Annotated in this window: 22 protein-coding genes, 1 tRNA gene and 1 pseudogene; 19 read left to right on the top strand and 5 right to left on the bottom strand. The window is 42.6% G+C overall.

Annotation, left to right across the window (positions count from 1 at the left end):
• Window positions 1-20 precede the first annotated feature (20 nt).
• From H8S54_RS15990 to H8S54_RS16015, 7 genes are all read left to right on the top strand, one after another.
• Window positions 21-713: a hypothetical protein gene (locus H8S54_RS15990; protein WP_021926074.1), complete on the top strand. Its 693-nt coding sequence runs from the start codon at window positions 21-23 to the stop codon at window positions 711-713.
• A complete protein-coding gene (locus H8S54_RS15995) occupies window positions 710-982 on the top strand; it encodes a hypothetical protein (RefSeq protein WP_021926075.1) in 273 nt (90 codons plus the stop codon). Before H8S54_RS15990 ends, H8S54_RS15995 begins: the two co-directional genes overlap by 4 nt.
• Window positions 952-1,839, top strand: coding sequence for a glycoside hydrolase family 3 C-terminal domain-containing protein (locus tag H8S54_RS16000; protein WP_330600209.1), 888 nt, complete (start codon window positions 952-954; stop codon window positions 1,837-1,839). The genes H8S54_RS15995 and H8S54_RS16000 overlap by 31 nt, the downstream gene beginning before the upstream one ends.
• Window positions 1,840-1,887: 48 nt before the next feature.
• Window positions 1,888-2,505: an aldo/keto reductase gene (locus H8S54_RS16005; protein ID WP_243176854.1), complete on the top strand. Its 618-nt coding sequence runs from the start codon at window positions 1,888-1,890 to the stop codon at window positions 2,503-2,505.
• A 61-nt stretch (window positions 2,506-2,566) separates the two neighbouring features.
• Window positions 2,567-2,692 carry a hypothetical protein gene (locus H8S54_RS18680; protein ID WP_317259463.1) on the top strand — a complete coding sequence of 42 codons (126 nt, stop codon included), beginning with the start codon at window positions 2,567-2,569 and terminating at the stop codon, window positions 2,690-2,692.
• Window positions 2,693-2,700: 8 nt separating this feature from the next.
• On the top strand, window positions 2,701-3,270 hold the full coding sequence (locus H8S54_RS16010) for an aldo/keto reductase (protein WP_317259462.1): 570 nt from the start codon (window positions 2,701-2,703) through the stop codon (window positions 3,268-3,270).
• Window positions 3,271-3,343: 73 nt separating this feature from the next.
• The gene (locus H8S54_RS16015; protein ID WP_186901809.1) at window positions 3,344-3,643 is read left to right on the top strand and encodes a hypothetical protein; all 300 of its coding nucleotides are present in this window, start codon (window positions 3,344-3,346) and stop codon (window positions 3,641-3,643) included.
• 317 nt (window positions 3,644-3,960) lie between these two features.
• On the opposite strand, the gene H8S54_RS16020 is transcribed toward H8S54_RS16015, so the two are convergent.
• Window positions 3,961-4,032, bottom strand: a tRNA-Gln gene (locus H8S54_RS16020).
• A 232-nt stretch (window positions 4,033-4,264) separates the two neighbouring features.
• On the opposite strand from H8S54_RS16020, the gene H8S54_RS16025 reads away from it, so the two are divergent.
• Window positions 4,265-5,740, top strand: coding sequence for a nicotinate phosphoribosyltransferase (locus H8S54_RS16025; protein WP_021926079.1), 1,476 nt, complete (start codon window positions 4,265-4,267; stop codon window positions 5,738-5,740).
• Window positions 5,741-5,890: 150 nt separating this feature from the next.
• A complete protein-coding gene (locus H8S54_RS18685) occupies window positions 5,891-6,331 on the top strand; it encodes an AraC family transcriptional regulator (RefSeq protein WP_186901810.1) in 441 nt (146 codons plus the stop codon).
• Window positions 6,332-6,354: 23 nt separating this feature from the next.
• On the opposite strand, the gene H8S54_RS16035 is transcribed toward H8S54_RS18685, so the two are convergent.
• Window positions 6,355-6,630, bottom strand: a complete 276-nt coding sequence (locus H8S54_RS16035) for a hypothetical protein (RefSeq protein WP_186901811.1) — start codon at window positions 6,628-6,630, stop codon at window positions 6,355-6,357.
• 154 nt (window positions 6,631-6,784) lie between these two features.
• On the opposite strand from H8S54_RS16035, the pseudogene H8S54_RS19500 reads away from it, so the two are divergent.
• The 3 genes and pseudogenes from H8S54_RS19500 to H8S54_RS16045 all read left to right on the top strand — a co-directional run.
• A pseudogene (locus tag H8S54_RS19500) lies at window positions 6,785-6,832 on the top strand (DUF6783 domain-containing protein); the annotation flags it as partial.
• An 80-nt stretch (window positions 6,833-6,912) separates the two neighbouring features.
• A complete protein-coding gene (locus H8S54_RS16040) occupies window positions 6,913-8,289 on the top strand; it encodes an MATE family efflux transporter (RefSeq protein ID WP_117852734.1) in 1,377 nt (458 codons plus the stop codon).
• Between the two features lie 144 nt (window positions 8,290-8,433).
• Window positions 8,434-9,738, top strand: coding sequence for a sensor histidine kinase (locus tag H8S54_RS16045; RefSeq protein WP_117852736.1), 1,305 nt, complete (start codon window positions 8,434-8,436; stop codon window positions 9,736-9,738).
• Between the two features lie 194 nt (window positions 9,739-9,932).
• On the opposite strand, the gene H8S54_RS16050 is transcribed toward H8S54_RS16045, so the two are convergent.
• Window positions 9,933-12,431, bottom strand: coding sequence for a GH39 family glycosyl hydrolase (locus H8S54_RS16050; RefSeq protein WP_186901812.1), 2,499 nt, complete (start codon window positions 12,429-12,431; stop codon window positions 9,933-9,935).
• Between the two features lie 330 nt (window positions 12,432-12,761).
• Between H8S54_RS16050 and H8S54_RS16055 the strand changes: the two genes are divergently transcribed.
• The 7 genes from H8S54_RS16055 (at window position 12,762) to H8S54_RS16085 (ending at window position 23,012) form a co-directional block, all read left to right on the top strand.
• The gene (locus H8S54_RS16055; RefSeq protein ID WP_117852741.1) at window positions 12,762-14,267 is read left to right on the top strand and encodes a sugar ABC transporter ATP-binding protein; all 1,506 of its coding nucleotides are present in this window, start codon (window positions 12,762-12,764) and stop codon (window positions 14,265-14,267) included.
• A 12-nt stretch (window positions 14,268-14,279) separates the two neighbouring features.
• Entirely contained in the window at window positions 14,280-15,260 is a 981-nt protein-coding gene (locus H8S54_RS16060; RefSeq protein WP_117852743.1) for an ABC transporter permease, read from the top strand.
• A gap of 23 nt (window positions 15,261-15,283) precedes the next feature.
• Entirely contained in the window at window positions 15,284-16,519 is a 1,236-nt protein-coding gene (locus tag H8S54_RS16065) for an SGNH/GDSL hydrolase family protein (protein WP_117852745.1), read from the top strand.
• Window positions 16,520-16,577: 58 nt separating this feature from the next.
• Window positions 16,578-17,741 (top strand): type 1 periplasmic-binding domain-containing protein, encoded by a 1,164-nt coding sequence (locus tag H8S54_RS16070; RefSeq protein WP_117852747.1) that lies wholly within the window; start codon window positions 16,578-16,580, stop codon window positions 17,739-17,741.
• Between the two features lie 31 nt (window positions 17,742-17,772).
• Window positions 17,773-18,762, top strand: a complete 990-nt coding sequence (locus H8S54_RS16075) for an ABC transporter permease (protein WP_117852750.1) — start codon at window positions 17,773-17,775, stop codon at window positions 18,760-18,762.
• Window positions 18,763-18,871: 109 nt separating this feature from the next.
• Entirely contained in the window at window positions 18,872-20,560 is a 1,689-nt protein-coding gene (locus tag H8S54_RS16080; protein ID WP_173766185.1) for a glycoside hydrolase family 3 protein, read from the top strand.
• A 37-nt stretch (window positions 20,561-20,597) separates the two neighbouring features.
• Window positions 20,598-23,012, top strand: a complete 2,415-nt coding sequence (locus H8S54_RS16085) for a family 78 glycoside hydrolase catalytic domain (protein ID WP_186901813.1) — start codon at window positions 20,598-20,600, stop codon at window positions 23,010-23,012.
• A gap of 119 nt (window positions 23,013-23,131) precedes the next feature.
• On the opposite strand, the gene H8S54_RS16090 is transcribed toward H8S54_RS16085, so the two are convergent.
• Window positions 23,132-24,427 (bottom strand): tyrosine-type recombinase/integrase, encoded by a 1,296-nt coding sequence (locus tag H8S54_RS16090; protein ID WP_006859611.1) that lies wholly within the window; start codon window positions 24,425-24,427, stop codon window positions 23,132-23,134.
• Between the two features lie 86 nt (window positions 24,428-24,513).
• Window positions 24,514-25,143, bottom strand: coding sequence for a helix-turn-helix domain-containing protein (locus H8S54_RS16095; RefSeq protein ID WP_186901814.1), 630 nt, complete (start codon window positions 25,141-25,143; stop codon window positions 24,514-24,516).
• Window position 25,144: the final 1 nt, after the last annotated feature.

Raw genomic sequence — 25,144 nt, forward strand, 5'->3', positions numbered from 1 at the left:
TCTGACGGGCGTGGTGTGATATGGAGAATGGACAGCAGCGTATGATAACAACGTATGAATATGGAAACCCGGAGGCGGATGTTGTTTTGATCCAGCTTACGGGAGAGCATGAACTGGCGGTGCTTGAGAATGAGGTCAAGGAAATCCGGAAACGGGCTTCATCAGGAGAACTGGATTTCCGGTTTATTGCGGCAAAAGTAGAGAACTGGAATGATGAACTTTCGCCGTGGAAAGCCCCGGCAGTGTTTAAAAATGAAGATTTTGGCGGCGGTGCGGCCGAAACCTTGGAAAAGATTCTCGCACTGTGTACAGATCCGGGCAAGACGTATTATATTGGGGGATATTCTCTGGCTGGCCTGTTTGCGCTGTGGGCAGCGTACCAGACGGATCGATTTTCCGGTGTTGCGGCAGCTTCTCCGTCTGTGTGGTTCCCGGGCTTTTCAGCTTATATGAGAGAGCACAGGATGAAAACCGGAACTGTTTATTTAAGCCTTGGCGATAGAGAGGAAAAGACCAGAAATCCAGTTATGGCGCAGGTGGGGGCATGTATCAGAGATGCCTGCTCCTGGATGTCGGAGCAGGGTATAAATTGTACCCTGGAATGGAACCAGGGAAATCATTTTCAGGAACCAGATGTGAGGACAGCGAAGGCGTTTGCGTGGGTGATGGAAAAGAGAACCGGGAAAGTAGTAAAGGGAAGGCTGAGAAGATGATTTATATTGGTTTAGTGGATGATGAATGCGAGCATTTAATGAAAATGCGCACTTTTTTGCTGCAGTATGAAGAAGAACACAATACCAAATTCAGTATACAGGAGTTTCATAATGGATTAAACTTTGTTGAGGATTATAAAGGTGATTTGGACATTGTGTTTTTGAATAAACTTGAAAAGGCTATTCGTTTTGCAAAATTGAAGGTAGAAAAAGAACTGGTACTTCAAACAGAAGACCGATTTTTGGCGGAACAGGATCCGGAACTGTAGATACAGCAACAGCGGTAGGAATTCTTCAGGGACTGAACAATGCTGGATTTGAAACAAATGAAGAATTATCAGATATGTATGTAAAGTACAGGGCAGATCGTCCAATCATTAGTATTAATGACGGTCAGGACTGGACTCTTCCGGAAGTTCCGGCAGCAGATTACTCTGATGAGATTATGGAAAATGCAAAAGAGTTTTCAGACAAAGCAGCAATTGTAATATCACGTACCGGTGGTGAAGGTGCCGACCTTCCAACAGATATGGGACCGATCATGGATGGTTCAACAATGGATATTGGTACAAAATATATGAAAGGTTCTTATACCAATAATTCTTCAGAGTATGATGACTTTCAGGCTGGACAGTCTTATCTGGAACTCAGCCAGACAGAAAAAGATCTTGTAGATATGGTATGCAGCGAATTTGATGATATTATTATTATCTACAATGGCGCAAATCCGCTTGAATTAGGATGGACAGAAGACTATAAGCAGATAAAGAGTGTTCTTCTTTGTGCCAGAGCAGGCGCAACGGGATTTAATGCTCTTGGAAATATTATTGCCGGTAATGTAAATTCTTCCGGAAAAACTACAGATACCTGGTTGAGGGATCTTCATCAGGCACCATATTTTAATAACATCGGACATTTTGCATACACAAACACTCAGGATGTATCAGATGCAGCAAAAGAGGCCTGGGAAAGAGCTGATGGAATTGTATCTTTCGTTAATTATTCTGAGAGTATCTATGTAGGCTATCGTTTTTATGAAACAGCAGATCAGGAGAACCTGATTGATTACGATGACACGGTTCTTTATCCGTTTGGTTATGGATTAAGTTATACTACATTTGAATAGGAAATGGGTGATATCCAGACTTTAACATTAGAATTTGATGTGGAAGATATGGAAAAACTGCGTACCGATTATCTGGATCTGATGTTGCTGCATCAGCCTTTTGGTGATACTTACGGTGCATGGCGTGCTTTGGAAGAGCTGTACAGGGAAGGGAAACTTAGGGCAATCGGCATTTCCAATCATTATGCAGACCGCATGGTAGAATTTGCAAACTTTACAAGTATTAAGCCAATGGTGAATCAGATGGAAACGCACCCTCTCAACCAGCAGAAAACATTAAAAGAATGGGCTGACAAATATGATATCCGACTGGAAGCGTGGGCACCATTTGGCGAAGGAAGAAACGGACTTTTTGAGAACGAAGTCCTGAAAGCAATCGGACAGAAATATGGAAAATCAACAGCTCAGGTAATGCTCCGCTGGCATATTCAAAGAGGGGTGATCGTAATTCCAAAGTCAGTACATAAAGAACGTATGATTGAGAACCTTAATGTATTTGACTTTAGGCTTGATGAGAATGATATGAGCCAGATTTCACAATTGGATACGTCTACGAGTGCATTTTTCTCACATCAGGACCCGGCGGCAATGGTGGAATGGTTTGTAAAAATGGTTGAGAAACGCAAATCACAGCATGACAGCAGTAAAGAAAAAAAGAACTGGTAAAGCTGTTTTGCCCTTGTAAAAAAGCCTTTTTGTAAATAATATTGACGAAAGAATAAAAAATATGGAATATGTAAAATTAAATAATGGTGTGGAAATGCCCATAATTGGATTCGGAGTATTTGAAATTCCGGCAGAGCATACGGCGCAGTGTGTCTATGATGCAATAGAGTGTGGGTATCGTCTGTAGAAGAATCTTTGAGAAAGCTGAAAACGGATTATCTTGATCTTGTGTTGATTCATCAATGCCTGTCGGATTATTATGGAGCATATCATGCACTGGAAAGTTTGTATGATGAGGGCAAGATCAGGACTATCGGTGTTTCTAATTTTAGTGCAGAACGTATGGCAGATATTGCAACTTTTAATCGGATTGCGCCTGCGGTTAATCAAGTGGAAACGCATTTATTTTGGCAGCAGTATAATCTGCACGAGTGGATGGTGAAGTACAACATCCAGCACGAGGCGTGGGGACCGCTTGCCCAGCACCGTTTGAAAGAAGTCCTCGAAAATCCCGTTGTAAAGCAAATTGCAGATGCACATGGGAAAACACCAGCACAGGTTGCTCTTCGGCAGCACATTCAGCGTGGAATTGTTGTAATTCCTAAGAGTGTGCATAAGGAACGCATGAAGCAAAATATGGATATTTTTGATTTTAAATTGACCGACAACGAAATGGAGCAACTCAAAATGTTGGACGAGAACAAATCCATGTGGGCGGAATATGATGATCCCATGATTGTGCAGTACGCAATGGCGGAGGAGTAAACAAAAAATTTTAAAAGTCTCGGAAAGCAGGTATGCCCCTTCCGGGACTTTTATGGTGCCGGAAATGGAATCAATGTTTGAGCGTGCAAAACGAGGGGATTGTGAAGGACTGTTTCGCTGGCATTGGGTGCTGATCGATAGCCTGGAGATTTTTTTCGATATCATGCATCATCCCTATTTTGGCCCGAAAAAGACATTAAAGTGGATGGAAGAAAAGCATCCGGAATCCTTTGACTGTTACAGAAAGGCTCTTCAAAACCTTGATATGGAGTGTTTGGAGGAATGGGTTGTGCACTTTTTATTACGCTATCAGTTTTTGCATATTTTATTGAAAAGTTGGATGGCGTTGTGCTGCAGGTGGGTATTCTTATGATCGTATTATTTGCTGAGATCGCATGGGTTCAGGTTGAATATAATGCGATGAAAAAGAAGATGATAAAAAAGAAGAAATAGACAATCGGAATTCGGAGGAATCGTCATTTTAAATTGACCTAAGATTGACCTATCGCATCTGAAAACCACCAAAAATGCAGTAAAAATCAGTAAGGAAAATAAGGGGAAAATTGTCTGCCAGAGTCCTGAGAAAAGATTCTTAGAAATATTTTAAAAGTCCCGCAAAGCCAGTAAATATGCGGCTTCCGGGACTTTCATGACATGAAAAAAGCACCTCATCTGAGGTGCTCCACTTAGCAGGGCTACAAGGATTCGAACCTTGAAATGACGGAGTCAGAGTCCGTTGCCTTACCATTTGGCGATAGCCCTATGCGCTTTAGCAAGTTGTTTTCTCGCTTGCGACATGTTGTATTATATATCAACGTATATATAAAAGTCAACCCCTTTTTTCAAAATTTTTAAAAAAATTTATTCAATTCACTGGAAGCCTTGATTTTACGGGAAAAAATACTGCTTTGCCCTGTGAATTTCAGGGGAAATATGATATAATCAAGCAAAATAATTACCTGCCTGACAGGTCCTATTGATGAGGAGAATGAACATGAGAGCAAATAACCTGACTCTGCTCACGGATCTTTATGAGCTTACCATGATGCAGGGGTATTTTAAAAACCCAACTGACCAGACTGTCGTTTTCGACATGTTTTACCGTGATAATCCATGCGGAGGCGGTTTTGCCATTTGTGCCGGACTGGAGCAGGTGATTGAGTATATTGAGAATCTGAGATTTACAGATGAGGATATCGAATATCTGCGCAGTCTTTCCATATTTGAAGAAGATTTTCTGGAATATCTTCGCGCTTTCCATTTTACAGGTGATATTTATGCAATCCCGGAAGGTACCGTTATTTTCCCGAGAGAGCCTATGGTGAAGGTGGTTGCGCCTATTATGGAGGCACAGCTTGTAGAGACTGCTATTTTGAATATCATGAACCATCAGAGCCTGATTGCTACCAAAGCAGCCCGTGTTTGCTATGCTGCTAAGGGAGACGGAATTATGGAATTTGGACTTCGCCGTGCCCAGGGACCGGACGCTGGTATTTTCGGTGCAAGAGCAGCGGTGATCGGCGGATGTATCGGAACCTCCTGCGTGCTGACCGGACAGATGTTTGACGTGCCGGTACTGGGAACCCATGCACATTCCTGGATTATGAGCTTCCCGGATGAGTACACCGCATTTAAGACTTATGCAAGAATGTATCCGGATGCCTGCATCCTTCTGGTAGACACCTATGACGTGCTGAAATCCGGCGTTCCAAACGCAATCCGTGTATTTGAGGAAATGCGGGAGGAAGGCATTCAGCTGAAAAAATATGGAATCCGTATCGACAGCGGTGACCTTGCTTATCTTTCCAAGGAAGCTTATAAGATGCTGTCTGCAGCCGGATTTGATGATGCCACCATTTCCGCGTCCAGTGATCTGGACGAGTACCTGATTGAGAGCCTGAAAGCACAGGATGCCAAGATTAATTCCTGGGGCGTTGGAACACGTCTGATCACCTCCAATGACAACCCGGCATTTGGTGGTGTTTATAAGCTGGCAGCAGTGAAAGACCCGACGACAGGTGAATTTGTGCCGAAGATTAAGCTTTCCGAGAACACTGCGAAAGTAACCAATCCTGGCAATAAGACCGTATACCGTATTTACAGCAAATCCACAGGCAAGATTAAGGCCGATCTGATTTGTCTTGCAGATGAAAAGATCAATCCGGATGAGACGATGGTTGTATTTGACCCGGTTGACACCTGGAAGAAGACCAAAATTCTTGGCGGAACTTATGAAGTTCGTGAGCTTCTGGTACCAGTTATCAAAGAGGGCAAACGCGTCTACACTTCCCCGTCTGTCATGGAACTGCGCGCTATTTGCCAGAAGGAGCAGAGTACACTCTGGGATGAGTCCAGACGATTCTCCAATCCGCAGAAGGTTTATGTGGATCTTTCCGCGAAGCTTTTTGAGGTGAAGAGAGAGCTGATCGAGGAAATGAGCCGTAAGGATCTGGAGTTCGAGGAAGAGTAAATTTGAGACTGGGCCTTCGGGAAAAAAGCCAGTGAATCTAACAGAATGTAAAAATATGACATACCCTCTATCGTTTGTGGTGGAGGGTAATGTTGTTTTATGTGGATGTAATAAAAATGGAAATTTCATGCCTATCAGCTGGAAAATCCTGTGAAGTGCAGGATTTATGCGCTTCTTTTCGAGCCTGTGCTGCTTGCCGGGCAGTACAATGGAGAAATTTTCCGGAAGTATGTTGCCCCGGTGCTGAATTCAGAGATTTCCGGAGTGGAAATTCCAGCATCAGATCCGGCATTTGTGTATATTGAAGAAATGATCCGTCTGTCATCTCAGGAACCGCAGTACTATGAAATTCGGGTGCGCACCCAGCTGGAAGAATTCTGGTGCAGGCTGCTTGATAAAATAACTGCGGTGCAGATCGAACCTTCTTCCCACAGAGAAGATTCTGCGCGGATTAAGGAGATGCTGACCTCAACCACCCGTACAATTACGGAAATCAGTGAAATGTGCGGATTCAGCTCACTGAGTTATTTCGGAAAGGTATTTCGTCAGCATACCGGAGTTACGCCTGTGCAGTACCGGAGCGGATTGTAAAATTTGGTCTAAGTGGTGGAGAATCAGGCAATGTTACTGACATCCTCTGTATTTAAGTCATTAAAAAAATTGGCTTTCTCCATATAATGCTCAAGTTCCGGAATCTGAGCCGGAGTATATTTTGTCAGGTTCAGAATCATGGAATCCACTGGCCCCTGGGACATGATTTCCAGGATATCGTACATGTTGATTTCTTCCTTTCTTACTCTTACAAATCCGGCAATATTGAAACGGACGATCATATTTGCATAGTTTCTAAAGTCATTTACGGTTCTTAAATGAATGTTATACTGTAGCATAATCAGGACTCCTTTCATTTATGAATTCTTATCTTTGATTTAATAATACGCGAAAATATCAGATTAGAAAATCTATATATGGACTTGAAGTAGTAAAATCCGGACTAAAGAAAAATGACCGGACGGTAATATTGGAGAAGCTTTGAAATGCTAGGGCGTGCAGATTGCAGGAATGATTTTTCAAACAGGCTCTAGAACGTGAACATCCTTACTTGACAATTCTAACTGCAATGTGCAAAATTATCTTATATAAAAAGTAATAATAGAAAGCTGTGATGTAATATGAAACGTATTGATTTTGAAAACGGTACTGTGACCAGAAATATTTTCAGTGCGGCGATTCCTATGCTGGTGGCACAGATTTTGAGCCTTTTGTATAACATTGTGGATCGTATTTATATTGCGAGGATTCCGGAAGTGGGAACGACGGCGCTGGGAGCGGTGGGACTTTGCTTTCCGCTGATTATGATTATTACGGCGTTTGCCAATCTGTTTGGAAGCGGCGGCGCGCCTTTATTTTCCATTAACAGAGGAATGAAAGAGAACCAAAAGGCGCAGATGGTCATGAACACTTCCTTTACTATGGTCTGCGCAAGCGGTGTGGTGCTGATGGTGATTGGCCTTCTGTTTGCAAGACCGTTGCTGGTGATGTTCGGGGCGTCCGAGGAGGCGCTGGTGCATGCGTACCCGTATATGATGATTTACCTGATCGGAACGGTGCCGTCTATGATTGCCACGGGAATGAACCCGTTTATCAATGCGCAGGGATACGCCACTACGGGAATGCTGTCTGTTGCAATTGGAGCTGTGGCCAATCTGATTCTGGATCCGCTGTTTATTTTTGTGTTTGGACTTGGAATCAAAGGTGCGGCAATTGCAACGGTGCTTTCCCAGTTTTTGTCCGCAGCATATGTGCTTCTTTTCCTGGAGCGAAAGGCGGAGATGAAGGCGCGGCTTTTACAGAAAAAGGAACTGCACAGCTGTGTGGAATACGCGAAAAATATTGTAAGCCTTGGAACGGCGGGCTTTATTATGCAGCTGACCAACAGTCTGGTAACGATCTGCTGCAACAATGTGCTTGGCGTGACTGGCGGGGATGTGTACATATCGGTTATGACCATTGTGTCAAGTGTGCGGCAGATGGTGGAGACGCCTATTTATGCTATCAATGAGGGCACTTCCCCGATTCTAAGCTATAATTATGGAGCTCATCGTCCTGCACTTGTGCGCAAAGCTATGGTGACAATGGCTATGATGATTCTGGTTTACACGGCTGTAATGTGGAGCGTGATTATTTTTGCACCGGATTATCTGATTGCAGTATTCAGTTCGGATAAGCTCCTTGTGAAGGATGCGGTTCCGGCGCTGAAAACTTATTTTGCCGCTTTTATTTTCATGGATCTGCAGTACATTGGACAGACTGTTTTCAAGTCCCTGAATAAGAAAAAACAGGCAATTTTCTTTTCCCTGCTGAGGAAAGTTGTGATCGTGGTGCCGCTTACTTATCTGTTTCCCTATGTGTTTCACATGGGAACACATGGAGTATTTCTGGCGGAGCCAGTGTCAAATGTGATTGGCGGAGGGCTGTGTTTTGTTACCATGCTGGCAACGATTCTGCCAGAGCTGAAGCGGATGGAAAACCAACCGACAAGAAATTAATAGTTAAGGTCTGCCTGAAAATCCGCGCTGTACATCTTGGGCGTTCTGTGAACTATGTTTACAAAAAAATGATTTGCGCAATAGTGCGGCTGAATAGCTGCGAAAGATTTCAAGCACAGGATCGAAAAAGGGAGAAATATTGATATGGAAAATACACTCATGATTGGTGTCGTAAGCTTGCTTTGCATCTTTGCCCACGTCCCCAGTCTGCTCCTGCGAATAGTCCCATTTTATGAAAAAATTTCGGCTAAAGACAAGTGCCGTTTAACTGCAATTTATCTGGCTGGTCTGGCTGTGGATTTCGGGATCTGCATGTGGATGGGAATCAATCAGGTAATTGATGTGCCTTTTTATAAGGTGAATCTGATTGTCTTCTGCATTGTTATGGCAGTGGTAAATGTGCAGATCGTCCGCGGATACACCAAAGTGCATTTATTTGTCTTTGGAATTGTGGCGGATATTGTTATGATTACACTGGCCGTTGGAGCGTATATCAGCTCCCATCTTGGAATGCAGGGAGATGCAGCAGGGATTGCCCAGACCAGTGTGATTGCGATTATCATCTATGCCGTTTTGTATCCATTGCTTAGACGTTTGATGAGGTATACCGTTACCCCATTCCTGGAAATCGACTGCAAGAACTATTGGGATTCTATCTGGTTTATTCCCATTGCCTTGTTTTTCGCAAGCATTTTTTCGGATAGCGCAGACGTTTATACCAGCACCTTTGGACAGATGCTGAGCAAGTGTCTGATTGGTGCGGCGACCATACTGCTTTGCATCGCCATTGCCCGCGATCACCAGCGCTTCCGCAATGAGGAAAAGATGAATCAACAGATCGACCAGCAGAAAGGTTACTACCAGGCACTTACCGGGCAGGTTCTTGCAGAAAGGGAAGCACGCCACAATTTCCGCCACCAGGTGGCGGCAATCAAGGGACTTCTTGACGCTGACGACCTTCAGGGCCTGCGGGATTACTGTGACAATCTGGAACTGGAACAAATGGGAAAAGTGGATATTCCATACACGGGAAATGCTGCGGCAGACGGTGTCCTCTACCATTACGGCTGTCTTGCCAAGGCGAAAAACATTGACTTTTCCGTGTGCTGTCATCTGAAAGACCTCTCAATCCCGGACACAGATTTTTGCACCATTCTGGGAAATGCACTGGACAACGCAGTAACCGCAGCCGGGTCATATGAGGGGGAACGCTATATCGAAGTTTTTTCAGAGAAAAAGCACGACATGCTGCTGATTACAGTAGACAATTCCTTTGACGGAATTTTACTCCAGGAGAAAGATAAGATTTATTCCAAAAAGCGGGAAAAAGGAGAGGAAGGAATCGGAATCCTTTCCATCAAAAAGCTGTGCGGGAAAAACGGCGGCACCTGTAAGTTTGAGGCCGACGGAAACCGGTTCCAGGCCAGTTTTCTGCTGAAAAATATGTAGCGAACATATTCTATAAAACGAAAGATGATTCGATAAAACGAACGACATGATATAAAATTAATTCTGAAAAACGTAAAACAATGCAAAAGTCTTTCTGTATATCGAAATACCATTCGACATACAGAAAGATTGATGCTATAACGATATAAAACATTTCTAAATAGCGCAATATATTTTGATAAAACGAAATCTTTTTACAAAGGACTTATTTCCGCAAATCGAATTTCAAAAGGTTTCAGCTCTGCAGTATATGTAAGCGCGTGTTTTTCTGCGTAGAGCCTGCTCTGGTGGAATCCTGGGACACATAATCCGCGGAATAGATCCGTATCTTTGGGCGAAAGCGGAATAGCGCCCATCTCCAGCCAGATATCGTAAGCATTTCCATGATGGCGGTTTACAAAATACTCTTTCACATTGTAATTTCCGTTGGCAACCTCCGTTAACTGCAAAGAAATATCGAAGCTTTTCGTTGTATCAAAAGCGGTATAACGGTTGGTTTCTGTAATATCGAACAATTCTCCGGCAGCAAAAAGATCACCATAGTGGATGTAATGATAAGTGATAATCTGGTAGCTGTCGCCTTTTCGTGTGATGAAATACCCATCTCCGGAAGCAATCAATTCATCTCCAAGCATATTGGCAAAATAAAAAACATAAAATACACCCTTGCGCAGTCCGCTGCTTGTATAGATTCCAAGTCCGCCATGGAATTGATTAGGCGGAAGCGGATTTTCCCGGATCAGGTCCGTAAGGCTCCAGTAACAAAAGGAATCCAGTCTGTCATAGTTTTTCAGAAGATTTTTCATAATATAACAGGTTTTGAAACTGGTATCGCTGATCAGGTTGCGGTGTGACATGGTGAAATTCCATTCAGTCATGTATACCGGCTTATCCTGAAGTCCGAGAGTCTTAAATATTTTTTTGACACCGCCTATGAAAAGACTGAAATCGTCGGTTATTTTGGGAAAACAGGATGCGGTTGCTTTGTTAAGAAAAAAATCATCCCCGGATGTTGGCAGAATAATATCTGCATAATAGTGAATATTCATAAAATCCGGAAGACAATTGTTTTCCTGGCACCACCCTACAAAACGATAAATCCAGTCCGCGTTTCCAAGGTTTTCAATATACAGCATGGAAGGACTTCCAAATTGAATATCCTGGCAAACTGATTTCACAGTGTCATAAGTATGTTTATAAAAGCGGAAAAACAGTGCATCATCTCCGAAGCCAAACATCTTTTTGGAAGTAACCGGTTCGTTCCATACAGTAAAAGGCCATTGCTTTACCTCATCAAGTCCGTAGCGTTCAATCAGGTGCCTGGTAAAGTCCTCAATTAAAAAGTTCCATTCTTTCATATCAGCAGGCGGACTGGTAATAAAAGGACAATAGCATACCGTTTTATCTGGATTTTCCGCTAATTCTTTTGGCATAAAAGAAAGCTGGATCAGGGGTTTCAACTGAATAGACAAAAGAAAATCCAGAACTTGGTCTACCAAAGTATAGGTAAAACGAAGCTCCTGCCCGATGCGGCTGACCACCATCATGTCATCAGAAAGAATCCCATGAAATTTTATATAACGGAATCCCACATTTTTCTGCAGATCAATAAGCATTTCCTGAATATTCCGGTCCAAAAGCTCGGCAGCGCGGCCTACACTTGTGAAAGTTTTGAAGGTATGCCGAAGGGGTGTAAGTGTTTCGGTTACCGGAATGTCTGATACGACCAGTTCCTTGTGTACCGCGGACGGCATGGAGTGAGCAGAAAGGTCGTTGGTGGAAAGGTACTTGGTGAGTGCCTGCAGGTAATTGCTTGGCTCAAGAAGCAGATAATTAATATCATTTGCGTGGGCTGTAAGTGTAGGATTCTGGGCCTGTTGCTTGCGAAAAGCACTTGGAAGCATCTGATACTGTTTTTTGAACGCGCGGATAAAAGCGTGGGATTCTGTGAAACCATTTCGCATAGCAATCGTTTCAATAGAATCCTTAGTGGAAATTAGATCACTTACTGCATGTTCCAGTTTAATGCCAGTGTAGTACTGGATAAATTTTACTCCCATATATTTGTCAAAAAACTGAGAAAGGTAAGGTACAGACAGATTTTCCATGGCGGCAAGGTCACTGAGGGAAAAATTTTCCGCATAATGCTCATTTATGAAATTGATGATTCGGGTAAGACGCTCCATGTATTTTTGCTGTTTCTGTAAAGTCTCCGAAGCATTGGATTTAAAATTTTCCAGTAACTGGGAGACCAGATAATAGCTGAGAGAATAGTTCATGTAGTCCGTTCCATCGGAATGATAGGAATTTGCCTGAATCAGAGAAGCAATAGCAAAGCGGATGTTGGCATACCTCTTGAAGTCCGGTGTGGTTGCACTGTTGCAGTCAAAAACAATAGAAGTCAGATCAGTTTGAAACTGATTGAACAAAGAAAGCTTAATCTGGACTGCAATCATGACAGCACCGTTTTCTGAATGAATTTCGTGGATGCTGTTGGAGTTGATAAGAATTACGTCCTCGTCTTTCAGCTGCCAGGTTTCCCCATCTACAGTAATGGAAATGTTTCCCTCCAGTACCATGAGCAGCTCCAGGCTGGAATGCCAGTGCTTGGAAACGGAGCCAAGCTTATGAATGAATATTTTCAGGGGAATGTGTGGGCCAAATTCAATTATTTCGTGGCGTTCGTCTAACATAGGGAATGTCCTTTCTATGAATTTCTTTGCAAACATCGGCGATTATCCTAAAAATCGAAATGAAATTATGTTAACCAATTGCCTGAGTAGGCTGTGCCGCACTATGTTACCTTCATTATGATATACGTATTTCCAAATGTAAATATAAAAATGTACATTTTTTTATGTGAAAAAAGATGAAAGAGGTGCTCTATGAAGAAATTTTATGATTTTTATTAAAAAGTGTACGATTCAATGCAAAAAAGTAGCCTTGAAGCACCATGACCGAAAACGGTACAATATAATCATGAAAAGCAAGAGACACAGGAGTGAAACAATTCGGAGGAAACTATGGAAAAAGAGTTACTCATTGAAGTAAAAAATATGACAAAGTTTTTCGGACCGACTCAGGCTCTGAAAGGAGTAGACATGAGGTTTTACCGCGGAGAGATCCGCGGCCTGATCGGAGAAAACGGAAGCGGAAAGTCAACGGTTACTTCAATTATTGCAGGAATGCAGGCTGCCAGCGGAGGAACCATGACATACAAAGGGCAAAGCTGGAAACCTGAAAATATGGTGGAGGCTCAGAAAGCCGGAATCAGCATGGTACTTCAGGAAGCAAACACGATTCCAGATTGTACAGTGGCAGAGAATTTGCTGGCTGGAAGATTTGATGAATTTTCAAAGTTTGGATTCGTCAGCATGAAAAAGGCAAATGCTGAGGCTGAGAAAATGCTTCTGAGCTTTGGAATCACCAATATTCATGCAAAAGACAGCATTAATAAGCTCACATTCGAGGACAGAAAACTGATTGAGATTGTGAGATGCGTATCTGATGAAACAGAAGTTTTCGTGGTGGATGAGACTACAACAGCTCTTTCCCTGGAAGGTCGTCAGATTCTGTATAAGCTGATTCATGAGCTGAAGGAGAAGGGAAAATGTGTGATCTTTATTTCCCATGATATGGATGAGATCCTGGAACAGTGTACAGACTTGACGGTTCTTCGTGATGGAAATATTATCGGACATCTGAACCGGGAAGAAATGGATGCACCGGATGCAGTCCAGAGAATTCGTTACATGATGGTTGGAAGAGAAATCGGAGAGGCTTATTACCGCGAGGATTACGATACCAGCCACAGCGATGAGATTGCGCTGGAACTGAAAAATGTCTCCTTTGGACCGATTAAAGATTTTTCACTTACCTTACATAAAGGCGAGATTCTTGGTTTCGGCGGTCTGTCCGGATGTGGAATGCATGAGGTTGGAAGAGCCGCATTTGGATTAGAGAAGCTTGAATCTGGAAGTGTTGTGAGAAACGGAAAAGAGATTAAAACCTGTCTGCAGGCGATTGAATCCGGAATCGGATATATTTCCAAGAACCGTGACAAAGAGGCACTGATACTGGACGGTTCTATTCAGGATAACATCGTACTTCCGCTGCTTCCGTCACTGGAGCATGGAACCTTCATAAACCCGGCTTCTGAAAAAGATCGCGCAGATAAAGAAATTGATTCTTTCAGAATTAAATGCGGAACTGGAAAACAGTGGGTAAATACTCTGAGCGGTGGAAACAAGCAGAAGGTTTCTTTTGCAAAGTGGACAGCGAGAGGCTCGGAAGTTCTGATTATGGACTGTCCTACCCGAGGCGTTGATATTGGCGTGAAACAGTCTATGTATGCACTGATTGCCCAGATGAAGAAAGAAGGAAAGGCAATCATTCTGATCAGTGAAGAAATGGCGGAACTGATCGGTATGGCAGATAAGATTATTATTATGAAAGATTTCAGAAAATCAGGCGAAGTAATGCGTGCTCCGGAACTGAAGGAGACCGACATTATCGAGTACATGATATAAGGAGGCAAAGAAGTGGAAAAAGAGAAAAATAAAACAGCCTCCTGGCTGAAAGGACATGTTTATGATGTGGCTGCTTATGCAGGACTGGTAATTACGATAATTTTATTTCTGATTTTCAGCGGAGATAAGCTGATGTACAATGCGACCACAGTTTTACAGACTGTTGCGCCATATGCAATCATTTCCTTGGGAGCGGTGTTTGTTTACTCCATGGGATTTATGGACGTCAGCGTTGGTCAGCAGGTTGGTGTATATGCGATTTTGTACATACTGATCTCCAACAAAATGGGTGGAACAACTGCTGGTGTAGCGGTTGCGTTTATTGTAGTTCTGGCAATCGCCCTTGCCTGTGGCGCTTTTAACGGCGCTGTTGCAGTGTGGTTGGGGCTTCCGTCAATCGTAACCTCCCTGTTTCTGATGTTCTTCTTCACAGGAGCGCAGTTGCTTCTCATGGAGGGAACTGGAAATACAAGTATTTCCATTCAGGCAAAAATCAAGCCAATGGACAGAAATCAGTACACACTTATGCTGATTATTGCAATTGCAGTGGTGGCAGTGCTTGTTACATATTTCTTCAAATATACGAAATTTGGAAAATATACCAAAGCAATTGGCGCTAACGAGATTGCGGCCGAACAGTCCGGCGTAAATACTACAAAGTGGAAGGTATTTGCATATATGGCATTTGGCGTGACTGTAGCAATTGGAGCTTTTATTATGCTTACCCGTACAGGAAGTGCTGGAAAAGGAACTGGAACGGGCTTTGCAATGGACGTTATGATCTGCCTGATCCTTGGTGGAATGCCTCTTTCAGGCGGAATGAAGTCAAAGGTCAGCAGTGCATTAGTGGGAACCTTTACCTACGTGCTTCTCAGCAATGACCTTACCACAATGGGCGTTGACCTGAATATGATCAACTTCCTGAAAGCAGTGATTTTTATCATTATTGTTATGATAACCTGCCGGAAGCGTGATGGAGTACTTCCAAGATAAAATTAGATGTAAGGAGTAAGAAAATGAAGAAAAGAAAGTTATTTTTAGCTGGTGTTTGTTTATCTATGTTGTTTGGAGTCCAGGTTAAAGCTGAGGCAATGGAAAATGTGGAGCTGAAAGCTTCTGACGCAGAAGTTAGTGGAACTGGTTATGATCAGAATGGAGAAGAAGTAGAGTCCGGGTATAACGAAAGCCTTGGGGTTATTACACAGGTAGGAGATAATACTGAGGTGGTATTTGATGTTCCGGACGGCGTAGAGGGAACATATGATGTTTATTTGGAGCTTGGTAAATCACCTTACGCAGCAGGTACAACTTATGTAGGTATTACTGTTGGTGATGCCAGAGAATATGTGCCGATTATTCCAATCCAATATTGTAATGAGACTTATTCAGATATTAATGAGTTAGGACTTTTTGTGGTAGATAAAGCTGTTGAAGTAGAAGCCGGTGAGAAAATTACCGTGTCTTATAAACCAGGATACACTATGGAATGGGGAGGAACCATGTCCTGTGCATTGCCTCCAATGGGAAATATGTATCTGTATGAAGCTGGAAGCGCTGTGGCAGTCGGCTATGGGGATGACGCCAGTGTTCCGCAAGAAAATAATGCAGATGCAGATGAGTCAGATCCTATTTCCGGAAAAACAATTGTATGGCTAGGCTCTTCAGTTACATTTGGGGATAATGGATATAGTATGGCAGAGACAGTTGCAGAAAATCACAGTGCTGTTTCCACATATAAATATGCAATTTCCGGAACTATGCTTACCAATACTTCAGATTCTTCTTATGTTGAGAGAATGAAAGAAATAGACCCGAATATGGATATTGATGCTTTTGTGGTACAGTTGTCTACGAATGATGCTACAAATGGAATGCCATTAGGTGAAATCAGTGATAGTGATGAATACGATGATACCACTATAGTTGGTGCTATGGAAACAATTATCTCATATGTAAAAAGCACCTGGGATTGTCCGGTTGTATTCTACACAGGCACATATTTTGAGTCAGATGAATATCAGGCAATGGTGGATAAACTGTTTGAACTTAAAGACAAATGGGATATTGATGTAGTTGATTTATGGAACAACGAAAAACTGAAAGATATGTGTCTTTCAGGAGAAATCAATTCTTATATGAAGACAAAATATGGAACAGAAAATGAACCAGATCCTATTCATCCAAATGCAACTGGCTATAAAGAACTGTGGACACCTGTGTTTGAGGAAACACTTTCTGAAATATTAAAATAATGCAATTTAAAAGAATAACAACAATAACAATAAAAACAATTCAAGGAGGAATCATCAAATGAAAACATCTAAGAAAATTATGGCACTTGCACTGACTGGTGCACTGGCTGCTTCTTCTGTAAGCGTGGTATCCGTATCCGCAGAGCCAAAGAAAGCGACAATTGGCGTTTGCTTCTACCAGGATACAGGAAAGGCTCCGAATGCTACAAAAGCATTTCTGGAATCCCTGGCTGACACATTAAATGTAGAATTTAAATATGGTACATTTACCCAGACTGATGAAGCTGCAAACCTTACAAAGGTACAGGAGTTAATTGCTTCCGGTGTAGACGGAATCATTGGCACTATGGATCTTGGAACACAGTCCATTCTTTCTGAATGTGAGGCGGCCGGAATTTATTATGCAGGTTATCTTTGCGACTTTGATACTTCTTACACAACTGCTTATGATGATGTATTCGGAAATTCCAACTTCCTTGGAACAGTTGTTGATGGACATGCCCCGGATGATGTCAATATTGGAGATCAGTTCTTTGACAGCTTGATCGAATATAATGAAAGAAATGCGGATGCGCCGCTTACCCATGTTTCAATGGCGGTTTTCCCGGTATGGGCTTTCCCGGCACAGACAACTGCTGCTGAACAGTTTGTTGCCGATGTGGAAGAGTATAATAAAACTGCTGAAACACCGATTACAGTAGATCCATTGGATGAAGAAGTAGATGTATTAAACTTTGCTCCGCTTGACAGCACCTATTTCTCTAAACACCCTGACACACAGGCAATTATGAGCTTCGCAGCAGGAACAAGCTTTGTATATCCTACAATGGTTTCTGCTGGTGTAGATTCCGATATTAAGCTGTTTACAACTGGTGCAGACGGCGGAGAGGAAACAAACTTTGGATCCGCAGGAACACAGACCTATCAGCAGATTGCATTTACTGGTGCAGAGTCAATTGTTTATCCGCTTGTATTAATGTTAAATAAGATTAATGATACTGAATTTGCAGATATGCCAGAAAAGGCAGAGAGAATCAGCACGGAACTGTATATTGTAAACAGTGATGAGGATATGGAGCTTTATGTTAATTCCCTTTACAATACCGCTGATGCAGCTAATGCAGCATATACACCGGAGGATGTGTTAAATATGACTGCATTTGGAAATCCCGATGCGACTTATGCCGGACTTGTAGAAGCTGTACAGACTCTGACATATTAAGGAGAAGATAGGCTGACGATTGGAGTATGCTATGAAAGCTGTAAAAAAAGTATTATTGTCACTGGCATTTCCAGTGCTGATGTTTGTGGTGATGCTTGTCATCACCATGAACAGCGATAAATGTTTTGTAAATGGACACAATATTTTCCTGGGAAAAGATATGGTCAAGCAGGTTGTGATCAACAGCTGCATGACAGTATGTGTGGCACTTGCTATCTGGCTTCAGCTAAAAAACGGCCGCTTTGATTTTTCCGGAGGTGCTTCCATGGTACTTGCCGCAATTGGTGCAGGCTATGCGGGACAGCAGACGGGAAGCATGTGGACTGCATTTGCAGTTGCCGTAGCTCTGGGCGTGGTTCTTTCTATGGGAACAGCCATTGTATATATTGTGGGAAGACTTCCGATCATCATTTGTACCATTGGAATGACACTTTTGTATGAATCACTGACCTATCTGCTGTTTGGGGGTCAGGGAATCCGTGGGTTTTACTCCACGCCGACTCTTTCCAGAATGGGACGTATGCCGCTGGTTCTTCTTCCAGCAGTGCTGGCAATGCTCATTTTTGTGGTATATACATACTTTACAGCTTCAGGAAGAAGAGGAAAAATTCTCGCAAACAATCAGAGCGCTGGAGTAAATATTGGAATCAATGAGAATAAAAACGTATTTACTTCCTATATTTTTTCCGGGCTGATTATTGGAATGGCTGCAATCGTGTACATCTCACAGAATGATGTCACTCCACAGTCTGGCCTGGCAACCTCATCCATTATGTTCTCCTATATTGTTCCGGTATTTATGGGAACTTTTATTGGACTGGCAAGCAATGATGTGATTGGAATCGCAATTGCAGCAATTGGAATGCAGATTATGAACTATGGTCTGAACTGCCTGAATCTGGGAGCTGGCGGATGGCAGCAGATTATTATGGGAGTTTTCGTACTGGGCTTCTATACCTTTTCTTCCCAGTCAGGAAAAATTGCAGCTTTCTTTGAAAAGAGAAAAGCAGCGCATGCATAAAATGTGAAATCAGATACTGTTGCAAATGGAGATGCGGACGGAAAAAGCGAGCTTCTGTTTGCAGCAGTATTTTTGTACCCAAATTTAGTGAAAAAGGATGAAAAAAACGATGATAGATATTAAAGCGGCACCATTCAACCTGGATGACGAGGGTGTGAAGTGGGTAGAAGAGACAAAACAGAATATGACCCTGGAAGAGAAAATCGGGCAATTAATGATTCCCATTGGATATTCTGCTGATCCGGGATATTTGCAGCATGTAATGCTGGATCACCATATTGGAGGAATCTTATACCGCTGTGGGGAAAGCGAGGAAATGCAGGCTTGCCACAGATGGCTTCAGGAACACAGCAAAATCCCGCTGTTTATTGCAGCCAATCTGGAAGCTGGCGGTGATGGAATTGCAACGGATGGAACCTCTTTTGGAAAACAGATGGAGATTGCCGCAACTGGTGATCCGGAGCAGGCATACCGTCTCGGAAAAGTCTCCTGTGCTGAGGGAAAAGCGGTTGGCTGTAACTGGGCTTTTGCACCAGTGGTAGATATTGACAGAAACTGGAGAAATCCCATTACAAACGTGCGTACTTATGGAGATGATCCGGAGTTTGTATTGAAATGCGGACTTGCATACAAACGTGCCGCAGATGAGGAAAATGTGGCAGTTTCTATTAAGCATTTTCCAGGAGATGGCTGCGATGAAGTTGACCAGCATATTCTCACAAGCGTGAATAATCTTTCCTGTGAAGAGTGGGATGAAACTTATGGAAAAATTTACAAGGGTCTAATTGATGATGGGGCACTTACGGTAATGGTTGGCCATATCGCCCAGCCGGCATACCAGAAGCATTTCAACCCGGATTTTCCAGACAAACTGGTTCCTGCAACTTTAAGCTCGGAGCTTCTTCAGGGACTGCTTCGAGGCAGGCTTGGCTTTAATGGACTGATTAGTACAGATTCCACCTGTATGCTTGGCTTTACAGTTGGAATGAAGCGTGAAATGGCAGTTCCATATTCCATTGAGGCAGGCTGTGATATGTTCCTTTTCAACAAGGATCTTCATGAAGACTATCAGTACATGATGGAAGGCTATAAGAAAGGCATTCTTTCAGAGAAGAGACTGGATGAAGCTGTGACCAGAATTCTGGCTGCGAAAGCCGCAATTGGTTTACATAAAAAAACAAAAGAAGAGTTGGTTCCAGGAAAAGAAGACTTAAGAATTCTTCGCAATGAAACATATGAAAACTGGGCGAAGGAGTGTGCGGATAAATCTGTGACGCTGGTAAAAAATAACGAAAACATTCTGCCTCTTTCTCCCGCAAAAACAAAGCGCGTTCTGCTGGAAATTTTGGGAAATTATCCGTCAAGCACCCGTGTTACAGAGCATTGGAAAGCATTACTGGAAAAAGAAGGTTTTGAAGTTTCTGTATATGAGAAAGAAGATTTTTCATCTGCGCCTGATTTTTCCGTTGGAACCTTCGTAAGCAAATACGATCTTGTTCTCTATGTTGGAAATATGGAAAATGCATCCAATCAGGTGACAAACCGTTACCAGTGGTACACATTCTGGGGCAATGGAGACAATTGTCCATGGTTTACAGCTGAGGTTCCGGTTGTTTACATAAGTATGGCCAATCCTTATTCTCTTGTAGACATACCGCAGATTCAGACCTATATTAACTGCTACTCAAACAACGATTATGTGATTGATGCGTGCGTGGAGAAGCTGATGGGAAGATCTGAATTTAAAGGAAAAAGCCCGGTAGATCCGTTCTGCGGAAAAGAGTATTTGAAATATTAAAAATAACGAGACTTTGAAAAATCAGAGGAAACAATGCATGAAAATCTGTGATATTAAAATTAATGGCATTACAAATCCAGTAGGATTCCATCTGGATCAGGTGAAGGTTTCATGGAAGGTACGGGAAAGTGAGTCCTGCCGGGCTGAGAATATTAGGATTGAAGTGAGTAAAAAGGCGGATTTTTCAGATTGTATCTGGAAAAAGGATGGGGCAGAACTGAAAAGTATTGGACAGGAAATTGGGGTGCGTGTAGAGCCTTGTACACGCTACTACTGCCGGGTTACAGTGACTGGAGATAAGGGGGACCAGGCGTCTGGCATAGCTTTCTTCGAAAGAGGAAAGGGCAGGAAGCCATGGAACGGAAAGTTTATCAGTACGGCGAAAGAGGATAAGTTTCTTCCGGTGTTTGAGAAGAAATTTGAAATTAAGAGTAGTTCGGTAACAGAAAAGAATGAAAATGGCTTTGTGCCAGGGATTGCACAGGCGAGATTGTATATAACAGGTCTTGGTTTATACGAAGCATATATTAACGGAAAAAAAGCTGGTGATGATATTCTTGCGCCATTCTGCAACGATTATCGTGAGAAGATACAATATCAGACCTATGATGTGGCGGACTGCTTATGCTCTGGTCAGGATAATTCCATTTCCATCTACTGCGGCAATGGCTGGTACAAGGGCAGACTGGGTTACGATGGTGCATCCCAGTGCTATGGTACAAGATTTGCTGCAATTGCGGAGCTTCATATCTGGTATGAAGACGGAAGAGAAGATGTAATTGCAACAGACGAGACATGGAAATATCGCGGCAGTGATATTGAGATGAGTGATATTTATGACGGGGAAGTATTAAACCGTCAGTTGTGGAAGAATACGGAGAATCCATGGAAGCAGGCTGAATTAATTGAGCGGGATGAGGGAACTCTGATGGGAAATATTTCCCTAATTCCTTCCCACCTCACAGAACGTTACAGTCTTCCGGTTATTGTAAAGGAAAAACTTGCAGTTCAGGAAGTAATTCATACGCCTGCAGGAGAGACTGTTCTGGATATGGGACAGAACATGGTGGGATTTATGGAGTTTGAGTCTGCGCTTCCACAAGGCACAAAGGTTACTTTAGATTTTGGAGAAGTACTGCAGAATGGAAATTTCTATAACGATAATTACAGAACTGCAAAAGCAAGATTCGAATACATTTCAGATGGCAGAAAAGAAACGGTTCGCCTGCATTTTACTTTTTTGGGATTCCGTTATGTCCGTGTAAATGGGTGGCCAGGAGAGGTAGAACCATCAGCTTTCCGAGGCTGTGTTGTGTATTCTGATCTTGAAACAACCACATATTTTAATTCCTCATCTGCTCAGTTAAACCGCCTTGCGAAAAACTGTATGTGGGGACAAAAGTCCAATTTCCTGGATATGCCTACAGATTGTCCTCAGCGGGATGAAAGACTGGGATGGACTGGGGATGCGCAGGTTTTTGCGCCAACTGCCTGTTATAACATGGATACCAGGGCTTTTTATCATAAGTTTTTAAAGGATTTGCACATTGAGCAGAGAAAACAAAACGGAGCAATTCCAAATTTTATTCCAAATTTAGGCGGCCTTCCGGGCGGTTCCAGTGTGTGGGGAGATGTGGCAGCTTTTATGCCTATGGTTTTGTATCAGCATTATGGCGATAAGGATGAGCTGAGACGAAATTATTCTATGATGAAAGAATGGGTAGACTGGATTATCCGAAGCGAGGAGCAAAATGGAAATCACAACCTGTGGGACTTCGGTTTTCATTTTGGAGATTGGCTGGCACAGGATGGAATTAGTCCGCAGAGCATGAAGGGTGGCACGGATGATACCCTGGTTGCTTCTCTGTACTATTATGCTTCAACCGGAAAAGTGGCAAAGGCGGCTGAAATTCTGGGGTACAAGATGGAGGCAGAATATTATTACGAGAAAGCAGAGAAAATCCAGGGAGCAATTCTGGATGAGTTTTTTGCAGTAAATGGAAGACTTGCCGTGGATACGCAGACAGCATATCTCATGTGTCTGAATTTTGGCGTGTATCGTGATAAAAATAAACTGATTTCTGGACTAAAAGAAAGATTAAGAAAAGATTGTTATAAGATTAAAGGCGGATTTGTAGGCGCGACAATGCTTTGTCAGGTGCTGGCACAGAATGGACTTGAGGATGTGGCGAGCTACATTCTTTTCCAGGAAGGCTTCCCGGGATGGATGCACTGCGTAAATCTGGGAGCAACTACGATCTGGGAACGCTGGAATTCTATTTTGGATGACGGAACTATCAGTGGAACAGAAATGAATTCCCTGAATCATTATTCTTATGGTTCTGTTATGGAGTATGTGTACCGCTATATGGCTGGAATTCAGGAAACACAGGCTGGATTTGGAGCAGTTCATTTTGCGCCGCAGCTGAACAATAAACTGGAATTTATATAATTATTCCTCTAACTTTCCCTATTTTACAGGCTTTCCCGCCTGTTCATTAGTGAAATGATATGTAGTTTCCCTTATTTTTGCCCTTATGAGATAATCACAAGGGAAATAAGGGAAATTTTTTAGTCATTGCCTACCACTTTATCAAGAAGCCGAACCGATTTTCGTTTCGCATCTCTTGTGGAGTGAGCATAGACGTTCATTGTGGTACTGACATCTGAGTGTCCCAACAATTCCTGTACATCTTTTGGGGCTGCTCCATTTGCTAAAAGGTTGCTTGTATAGGTGTGACGTAACTGGTGGAAATGAAAGCCTTCAAATCCCTCTAATGCTTTTGCCACCTTTCTGCATACCGTCCCCAAAGTAGTCGGAAGTTCCAGACAACCATCCGGTCTTAAGCAGACAAAAGAAATTTCTTTATAATCTGCCGGGACTTCCTGCGTTCTGTCTAAGCAATAATATTCGTAGTACACTCTGTTTTTCTCTTTGACCTCTTTGTAGTAGTTCGTGTGATAAAGTTCTTCGTACTGCATTCGATTTTTTAACTGCTCTTTCCGGGCATTACGGAAAATCTCTACCAGTGTATCTCCAAAATCAACAACCCTTACTTTTTTCCGCTTGGTTGGTCCGATGATATATTTGCGCTTTGAGCCATCATATCGGATGCTGCGTCTTATGGTAAGGCATTGTTCTTCCAGATTTACGTCCTGCCATGCCAAACCACAGGCTTCTCCAATACGAAGCCCGGCATAATAGGCTATCTGGATTGGAAGTATTGCGGCTGGGTTCTTTTTTTGCAGATAAGCAAGCAGTCTTTCATAATCTTCTCGTGAAATTGGTTGGACATTTCCGTCCATATCCTCATCAGAAAACAAATCCACTTCATCCGTCTGATACCGCAGTTTAATATACTGCATAGGATTGAACGTAATATACTGCTTTGGAAATACTGCAAAGCGGAATGATTGCTGCATGACTGCGGAAAAAGAATGGATGTAATCTTTGCTGTAACCCTTTCTCTCTTTTCCATCGGGATGAACTCCCCCGAAGGAAAGCAAATCGAAGAAAGATTGCAAATGTTCAGAGGTTACATTTTTCAGTTTACGTTCTGCCAATGGGTGTTTCTTAATATTTCGGATTGTTCCGAGGTAATTCTCCACCGTACCATTGCTGAGCGTACCTGTTTTTAATTCCTCCTCTGCCCACACATCCAAAAGCTGTCCGACTGTGAGATTATCCGCTTTGGCAACAAATTTCTTTTTCTCATAATCATCCATTGCCTGACGGAGCAGTTTTTCAGTTTCACTTTTGCTTTCTGTTCCAACGCATTCTTTCTGAACAAGATTGCCGCTTGCGTCCTCTACATAGAAGCGGTAGTACCATTTCTTTCCTTTTTTTCTTACAGATCCTTTTGCCATAATCGTATGTCTCCTTTCGATATTAGACAATCGGAACTGATGAAATGCTTCGTGCGTGTAAGTATATCATAACTCCGGTTGTCTTACTATACCGATTCGGAATCTTCGTATAAGACTTCTGATAAAAGATTTGCAAGCCTTTGTTCTGCTGTTTTTGGTTTCTTGGAATAGAGCCTTACAATGTCTGCCATCTCATCAAAAGCATTGATGGTATGAGTGATTTCCCTTAAGAACATAATCTCATTATATTCCTCATTCGATTCAAACCCTATTGTTTTGGCAATATCCGTCTGACCAGCATTTCCCTTGAAGTTTTTGCAGGCGAACTGGAAGGAATCCAAAAACAGACCATATTGTTTTAACATCAGCAGTAATAAATCTTTTGAAAAAGCATCTTCTTCTTTGGTAAGGGCAAGCGGTAACTGTTCCAGAATATCTCCCATCGCATCACGAATCTGTAATTCTCTCTTATCCGTAATGTCGGTTTCATATTCATCTGTTTCCCCTTTGAGCCATTCCACAGATACATGGAGTGCTTCCGAAAGACCTTCCAGCACCATTTTTTTCGTATTGTCAATCGAACCATTCTCATAACGCAGGATTGTAGAAGCGGTAACTCCCATCTTCTCTGCGACATAAGGCTGTGTCAGATTCAATTCCAGACGGCGCTGTTTTATTCTGCTGCCTATCAGCTTGCGTAATTCTTTATCTTTCATG

It is taken from the genome of Blautia segnis, from assembly GCF_014287535.1.
GTDB classification, from domain to species: Bacteria; Bacillota; Clostridia; order Lachnospirales; family Lachnospiraceae; genus Blautia_A; species Blautia_A acetigignens.